The following is a 349-nucleotide window of genomic DNA, read 5'->3' on the forward strand; positions in this document are numbered from 1 at the left end:
CAGCCCGATGCGCTCATAATAGCGCACCGTTTCAGGCTTGCAGCCGGCGCGCCGTGCCAGCTCGCCGATACCGATGGTAGGGCTAATCTCCGGCATCCTGATGCTCCTCTCGCATGACTTGAACCTGTAGTTGCTACAGGGATTATGCTTCCGGACAAGATTAAGACATTCGGAGAGGCAGCGCCATGACCGAACCAACGCAAGGCACCATCCCGTCGACGCTGACACTGCAGGTGGAAGGCATGGACTGCGGCGGCTGCGAGCGCAAGGTGGAGGCCGCTCTGGGCCGCCTGGAGGGCATCGGGGAGGTGTCGGCCAGTTCGGTCACCGGATCGGTGAGGATTCACCC

Annotated in this window: 2 protein-coding genes; one reads left to right on the forward strand and one right to left on the reverse strand. The window is 62.2% G+C overall.

Annotation, left to right across the window (positions count from 1 at the left end):
* Nucleotides 1-96: MerR family DNA-binding transcriptional regulator (locus ETC27_RS17835; protein ID WP_136256062.1), on the reverse strand; the 96-nt coding region annotated here is incomplete at its 3' end.
* A gap of 89 nt (nt 97-185) precedes the next feature.
* Here ETC27_RS17835 and ETC27_RS16540 point away from each other — a divergent pair.
* The coding region (locus ETC27_RS16540) for a heavy-metal-associated domain-containing protein (protein WP_136256063.1) at nt 186-349 on the forward strand (164 nt) is incomplete at its 3' end.

This window comes from Onishia niordana, from assembly GCF_004798965.1.
GTDB classification, from domain to species: Bacteria; Pseudomonadota; Gammaproteobacteria; order Pseudomonadales; family Halomonadaceae; genus Onishia; species Onishia niordana.